This window comes from Corynebacterium sp. ACRPJ (assembly GCF_022347345.1).
In the GTDB taxonomy this organism is placed as follows: Bacteria; Actinomycetota; Actinomycetes; order Mycobacteriales; family Mycobacteriaceae; genus Corynebacterium; species Corynebacterium tuberculostearicum_D.
In genome coordinates, this window is sequence record NZ_JAKRNC010000021.1 from 21,684 (window position 1) to 27,710 (window position 6,027).

A 6,027-nucleotide genomic window follows, 5' to 3' on the forward strand; every position below is an offset into this window, starting at 1 on the left:
ACCGCAAGCTAAAATGTAGCGACGTTGGGCCTTTAGCTCAGTTGGTAGAGCTACGGACTTTTAATCCGCAGGTCGTGGGTTCGATCCCCACAGGGCCCACAACTGGAGCCACCTTTCGGGTGGCTCCTTTTAGTTTTTCACCATCTTCTTAATGGCGCGCATGGCCTCTTCTAGCTTCTCGGTGGCTACTTCACCGTCCTCGGCGGCGGCACCGGCCACACAGTGCTCAATATGGTCTTCCAGGAGCGCTAGCGAGACATTTTCCAACGCCGACTTCACCGCCGAAATCTGGGTAATGATGTCGATGCAGTATTGGTCTTCCTCGACCATCCGGTGGATGCCGCGCGCCTGCCCCTCAATGCGCTTGAGTCTGGCGAGGTAGCGATCCTTGCTCTTAGAATCCGCGTTATATCCGTGCACGTGCGGCTCGTGGCAGGAGCACGTTTGATGCTGGTCAGACATGGTTCCTAATCTTTCTGGGGGAGCGATTTTGTAACTAGGTGAGGTCTCCAGTATATTTCTAGAAGTCGCCTTAGCGCGACGGGCCCCCATCGTCTAGCGGCCTAGGACACTGCCCTTTCACGGCAGCGGCACGGGTTCGAATCCCGTTGGGGGTACCAACACGAAAGTGTTGGGCCGAATTAAATATTCGATTGGCCTTGTGGCGCAGTTGGTTAGCGCGCCGCCCTGTCACGGCGGAGGTCGCGGGTTCAAGTCCCGTCAAGGTCGCAGAATGAGCAGCAATCGCTTCGGCGGTTGCTGCTTTTGGTTTTGCTAGGCTGGCGCCATGGAGCCATATGTCGGAATCGCTGTCTTTGAACTCGCCTCCGAAAGCTCGGAGCACTCTAACTTCTTCCGTGAGGACTTCTTTCTCATCTATGCAAATTCGGATGAGGAGGCGCACCGCAAGGCCGTTGAATGGACTCGCGAGCAGGAATATGAGGGCCTGAAGCTGCGCCACATTGTCGATGTCGCACCCACCCTCTACGGTCATGTGGATCGAGATTGTGACCTCTATTCGCGGCACTTTTCCTCGCTGGAAGACTACAAACGATTCGAGATGAACTTGGGTGGAAAAGATCCGCTTTCACCGCCTAAATAGCTTTCTGACGTGCTGATTTGGTGAGTCTTGGGAGTCTTCTGTAAAGTATCTATCCGTGCCCAAGAGCGCACACATAATTAAAAATGGCCCTGTGGCGCAGTTGGTTAGCGCGCCGCCCTGTCACGGCGGAGGTCGCGGGTTCAAGTCCCGTCAGGGTCGCGGAAACCTTCGGGTTTCTGGCCAGATAGCTCAGTCGGTAGAGCACACGCCTGAAAAGTGTGGGGTCGCCAGTTCGATCCTGGCTCTGGCCACAATAATGGCTCCTCGTAAGAGGGGCCATTTTTGCTTAGTATGGGCACATGGAACACGCTATTGCACACCAGACCGATAAGTCCCGTTACGTCCTTACCGTGGACGGCGTCGAGGCGGGCGCGTGCCACTACGTAGATGCCGGCACGACCCGCGAGTTCAACCACACGGTCATTAAAGATGCTTTCCGTGGCCAAGGATTGTCCGCGCCGCTGATTAAGGCCGCGCTTGACGACGCCCGGGGCGTCGGCAAGCAAGTCATTGCTTCCTGCTCCGCCGTGGCGCACTTTATAGAAAAGAATCCCGAATACCGCGACCTGTTGCGCCCAGAAGGCATATAAAAAGCGGCCCACAGTTGCCTGTGAGCCGCTGGGAGAGAATTTAGATGTAGTAGTCGGGGTCGACCAGTTTGATGCGCTCATTCGGGTTGCGCGGACGGTTCTTGGCCGGAATGCCCACCGCGATATTTTCGGCGGGAACATCCTTCGTCACCACGGCATTGGCGCCAATGGCCGATCCTTCACCGATCGTAATGGGGCCGAGCACCTTGGCGCCCGCACCGATAGTGACATTGTCTTCGATAGTGGGGTGGCGCTTGGTCTGGGTGAGCACCTGGCCGCCGAGGGTGACGCCATGGTAGAGCATGACGCCATCGCCAATCTCGGCGGTTTCACCAATGACGATGCCCATGCCATGGTCAATAAAGAACCGGCGGCCGATAGTGGCGCCAGGGTGGATCTCCACGCCGGTAAAGAAGCGGTTAATCTGCGCCAAGATGCGCGCGGGCCCGCGCAGCCCACGCTTCCACATCCAGTGCGAAATGCGGTGAGACCACACCGCGTGGAGGCCGGAGTACACTACTGCATTTTCGACGTCGTCACGCGCGGCCGGATCGTGATCTCTTGCATTTGCTAAGTCTTCACGGATGTAGCTCATAATGTTCATGCCCACATAGTACTGGCATAAAAAAGGCACCCGCCAAGGTTGGCGGGTGCTTTTATTCAAGCGACGTAATTTAAGCTTCGCGGATGTCCTCGAAGAGGATGGTGGAGACGTAGCGCTCACCGAAGTCCGGCAGGACAACCACGATGGTCTTGCCCTCGAACTCTGGGCGCTCCGCAAGCTTCAGAGCTGCGGAAACGTTGGCGCCGGCGGAGATGCCAACCAGCAGGCCTTCCTGGGTAGCCAGGTCGCGGGATGCCTTGATGGACTCCTCGGTGGTGGCGGTAAAGACTTCGTCGAGAAGCTCGCGGTCAAGTACCTCAGGAACGAAGTTAGCGCCGATGCCCTGAATCTTGTGCGGGCCAGCGTGGCCTTCAGATAGGACAGGGGAGTCGGACGGCTCGACCGCAGCCAGGTGCAGGTCTGGGTTCTTGGACTTCAGGAAGCGGCCCACACCGGTAACGGTGCCGCCGGTGCCTACGCCAGCAACGAAGGCGTCAACCTTGCCCTCGGCGTCTTCCCAAATCTCTGGGCCGGTGGTTTCCTCGTGAATCTTCGGGTTCGCCTCGTTAGCGAACTGTGCAGCCAAGATGGCGTTATCGGTCTCGGCGACGATTTCATTCGCCTTGTCGACGGCGCCCTGCATGCCCGCAGCGCCCGGGGTCAGCACGATTTCTGCGCCGTAGGCACGCAGCAGCACCTTGCGCTCATTGGACATGGTCTCCGGCATGGTCAGGATGACCTTGTAGCCCAAGGTGGCGCCAGCCAGGGCCAGGGCGATGCCGGTGTTGCCGGAGGTGGCCTCCACGATGGTGCCGCCCGGCTTGAGCTGACCGGACTTCTCGGCCGCTGCAACGATGGCCTTGCCGATGCGATCCTTCACGGAGTTAGCCGGGTTAAAGGATTCAACCTTGGCAAGCACGGTAGCGCCCTTGCCCTCGGTGATACGGTTCAGGCGGACCAGCGGGGTGCCGCCGATGGTTTCCATAATGTTGTTGTAGACAGCCATTCTGTGGACTCCTTTGGGAATCAGATTTGGGTTCAAATCGCGTACAACGCAAGCGTACACTACACAAGTAGACCAGTTAGTATATAAATTCTAGACCGGGCATTCGGGCATTTCATGTGGGATTGCAGCGCCAGATAAGCCGAGGGCGATTTCGAATTACCCCCACATGCTGTCTATACTTCCACTCAGTTGCCCGCTGGTCCCCAAATTCCCGGGGGAGGACGGGTACACCTGCTTGGTTACCCCCGACGAGGAAAGAGTCTCATGGAGTCGCATCGCCTCAAAGATGATGAAGAATCCGTACGCGCGGCCCTGTCGTCCCTGAAGACCGCTACAGGTATTCCAGTGACGATGTACGCCACGCTGCTGCCCGATAATCGCCTGCAGATCACGCAGTGGGTGGGGCTACGCACCCCAGCGCTGCAGAATCTGATCATTGACTCTGGCGTCGGTGTAGGTGGGCGAGTGGTCAGCACTCGCCGCGCGGTAGGTGTATCCGATTACACTCGTGCCACCACCATTTCGCACGAGAACGACCGCGTAATCCAAGATGAGGGCCTGCACTCCATCGTGGCCGTGCCCGTTACGGTGCAGCGCGAAATTCGCGGCGTCCTCTACGTAGGCGTGCACTCCCCAGTTCGTTTGGGCGACAAGGTCATCGAAGAAGTGACGATGACCGCGCGCACCCTCGAGCAAGACCTGGCTGTTAATTCCGCAATGCGACGCGCCGATGGGTCCAAGGGCGGAGCGGCCCGCGGCCACGTCATGAACGGTGCCGAGTGGGAACAAGTGCGCTCCACTCACTCCAAGCTGCGCATGCTGGCCAACCGCGTAGAGGACGAAGAACTGCGCAAAGAGCTAGAGACGCTGTGTGACCAGATGGTCTCGCCGGTGCGCGTGAAGCAATCCACCAAGCTCTCTGCCCGCGAGCTCGACGTTCTCTCTTGTGTGGCCCTAGGCCACACCAACGTAGAAGCGGCCGAGGAAATGGGTATCGGCGCAGAAACCGTGAAGTCTTATCTGCGCTCGGTAATGCGCAAACTCGGTGCGCATACCCGCTACGAGGCGGTTAATGCCGCCCGTCGTATCGGCGCGTTGCCTTAAGAACCGGTAGCGTAGGCAGTTGTGAAAGATCAGTTTATTGTTTCCGGCGGTGCCCGCCTTGAGGGCACCGTTAAAGTAGATGGCGCGAAAAATAGCGTCTTGAAGCTCATGGCCGCATCCTTGCTGGCGGAGGGCACTACGACGCTGACCAACTGCCCAGAAATTCTGGACGTCCCCCTCATGAAGAAGGTCCTCGAGGGGCTCGGCTGCGAGGTAGTCATCGAGGGCTCTGAGGTCCGGATTACTACCCCTGCACAGCCGCAATCCAACGCGGATTTTGACGCGGTCCGCCAATTCCGCGCATCCGTCTGCGTGCTCGGGCCTTTGACCTCCCGCTGTGGCCACGCGAAGGTAGCGTTGCCCGGTGGTGACGCGATTGGTTCGCGCCCGCTCGATATGCACCAAACCGGCCTAGAAAAGCTCGGTGCCACCACCCGTATTGAGCATGGTGCCGTCGTGGCAGAGGCTACACACCTGCGGGGTGCGAATATCCGCTTGGACTTCCCGTCCGTAGGCGCAACCGAAAATATCCTTACCGCTGCGGTCCTCGCTGAAGGGGAAACAGTTCTCCATAACGCAGCTCGCGAGCCTGAAATCGTCGATCTGTGCACCATGCTTAAGTCCATGGGTGCCGATATCGAGGGCGAGGGAAGCTCGGTGGTGACCATCCGCGGCGTCGATAAGCTGCAGCCCACCCAGCATGAGGTTATTGGTGACCGAATTGTGGCAGGCACTTGGGCGTATGCCGCCGCTATGACCCAAGGCGATATCACCGTGGGCGGAATTTCCCCGCGCCACTTGCACCTGCCGCTGGAAAAGCTGAAGTCTGCCGGCGCGGAACTAGAGACTTATGAGAATGGCTTCCGCGTGCGCATGGATCAGCGCCCGCAGGCCGTGGACTACCAGACTTTGCCGTTCCCGGGATTCCCTACTGACCTGCAGCCGATGGCTATTGGCATCTCTGCCATTGCGGACGGAACGACCGTCATTACGGAGAATGTCTTTGAATCCCGCTTCCGCTTTGTGGATGAAATGCTGCGCTTGGGTGCCGACGCCCAGGTTGACGGCCACCATGTAGTAGTCCGCGGTAAAGAACGACTCTCTTCTACTCACGTGTGGAGTTCCGATATTCGTGCGGGTGCGGGTCTCGTCCTTTCTGCACTGTGCGCAGATGAGACCACTACGGTCCACGATGTTTTCCACATCGACCGCGGATATCCCAACTTCGTAGAAAACCTGCAGCGCCTCGGCGCCACAATCGAAAGAACTCAAGAAGAAGAGCTCTTTTAACGACGTCCCCAGCACACCTTTTCCCCTTGTGTGCTGGGGATTTGTCATTGTTGGAGGGGTTGGACTACATTAATCCAAGTCGCCGCGAGGTAGCCGGGAGGTTACTTTTGAGCGAATTTCGTACGGGCTTGGTTCAAGGATTTGACAGGGTTCATTGAGTTGAGTAGGTTTGTACGAGCCGCCAACGAGAGGTTAACGGTAGGTTAATTTTCTTGTGGTGTGCGGATGATGTTTGAGAACTCAATAGTGTGCCAATGTACTTTTTATTTTTTGTGTGCATGGTTGTGTGTTGATTGGTTTGTCTGCCAGCAGGCCTAGGTGGTTTGTTGGT

The 6,027-nt window shown here is 57.8% G+C and carries 7 protein-coding genes and 5 tRNA genes; 9 read left to right on the forward strand and 3 right to left on the reverse strand.

The window, feature by feature from the left end:
- The first annotated feature begins 26 nt into the window (after positions 1-26).
- A tRNA-Lys gene (locus MHY08_RS10935) sits at positions 27-99 on the forward strand.
- Between the two features lie 30 nt (positions 100-129).
- Here the strand turns inward: MHY08_RS10935 and MHY08_RS10940 are convergent.
- Positions 130-462 carry a metal-sensitive transcriptional regulator gene (locus tag MHY08_RS10940; RefSeq protein WP_005325826.1) on the reverse strand — a complete coding sequence of 111 codons (333 nt, stop codon included), beginning with the start codon at positions 460-462 and terminating at the stop codon, positions 130-132.
- A gap of 82 nt (positions 463-544) precedes the next feature.
- On the opposite strand from MHY08_RS10940, the gene MHY08_RS10945 reads away from it, so the two are divergent.
- The 6 genes from MHY08_RS10945 (at position 545) to MHY08_RS10970 (ending at position 1,692) form a co-directional block, all read left to right on the forward strand.
- A tRNA-Glu gene (locus tag MHY08_RS10945) sits at positions 545-620 on the forward strand.
- Positions 621-655: 35 nt separating this feature from the next.
- Positions 656-729, forward strand: a tRNA-Asp gene (locus MHY08_RS10950).
- Positions 730-787: 58 nt separating this feature from the next.
- Positions 788-1,102 (forward strand): DUF4288 domain-containing protein, encoded by a 315-nt coding sequence (locus MHY08_RS10955; RefSeq protein ID WP_239236677.1) that lies wholly within the window; start codon positions 788-790, stop codon positions 1,100-1,102.
- Positions 1,103-1,187: 85 nt separating this feature from the next.
- Positions 1,188-1,261, forward strand: a tRNA-Asp gene (locus tag MHY08_RS10960).
- Between the two features lie 19 nt (positions 1,262-1,280).
- A tRNA-Phe gene (locus tag MHY08_RS10965) sits at positions 1,281-1,353 on the forward strand.
- Between the two features lie 48 nt (positions 1,354-1,401).
- On the forward strand, positions 1,402-1,692 hold the full coding sequence (locus MHY08_RS10970) for a GNAT family N-acetyltransferase (protein WP_239193342.1): 291 nt from the start codon (positions 1,402-1,404) through the stop codon (positions 1,690-1,692).
- A 40-nt stretch (positions 1,693-1,732) separates the two neighbouring features.
- Here the strand turns inward: MHY08_RS10970 and epsC are convergent, their stop codons facing one another.
- Both epsC and cysK read right to left on the reverse strand, forming a co-directional pair.
- Positions 1,733-2,296, reverse strand: a complete 564-nt coding sequence (gene epsC / locus MHY08_RS10975) for a serine O-acetyltransferase EpsC (protein WP_239236678.1) — start codon at positions 2,294-2,296, stop codon at positions 1,733-1,735.
- A gap of 70 nt (positions 2,297-2,366) precedes the next feature.
- Entirely contained in the window at positions 2,367-3,302 is a 936-nt protein-coding gene (gene cysK, locus MHY08_RS10980) for a cysteine synthase A (protein ID WP_005325832.1), read from the reverse strand.
- 264 nt (positions 3,303-3,566) lie between these two features.
- On the opposite strand from cysK, the gene ramA reads away from it, so the two are divergent.
- Both ramA and murA read left to right on the forward strand, forming a co-directional pair.
- The gene (gene ramA, locus MHY08_RS10985; RefSeq protein ID WP_005325834.1) at positions 3,567-4,406 is read left to right on the forward strand and encodes an acetate metabolism transcriptional regulator RamA; all 840 of its coding nucleotides are present in this window, start codon (positions 3,567-3,569) and stop codon (positions 4,404-4,406) included.
- A gap of 21 nt (positions 4,407-4,427) precedes the next feature.
- On the forward strand, positions 4,428-5,696 hold the full coding sequence (gene murA / locus MHY08_RS10990) for a UDP-N-acetylglucosamine 1-carboxyvinyltransferase (protein WP_005325837.1): 1,269 nt from the start codon (positions 4,428-4,430) through the stop codon (positions 5,694-5,696).
- Positions 5,697-6,027 lie beyond the last annotated feature (331 nt).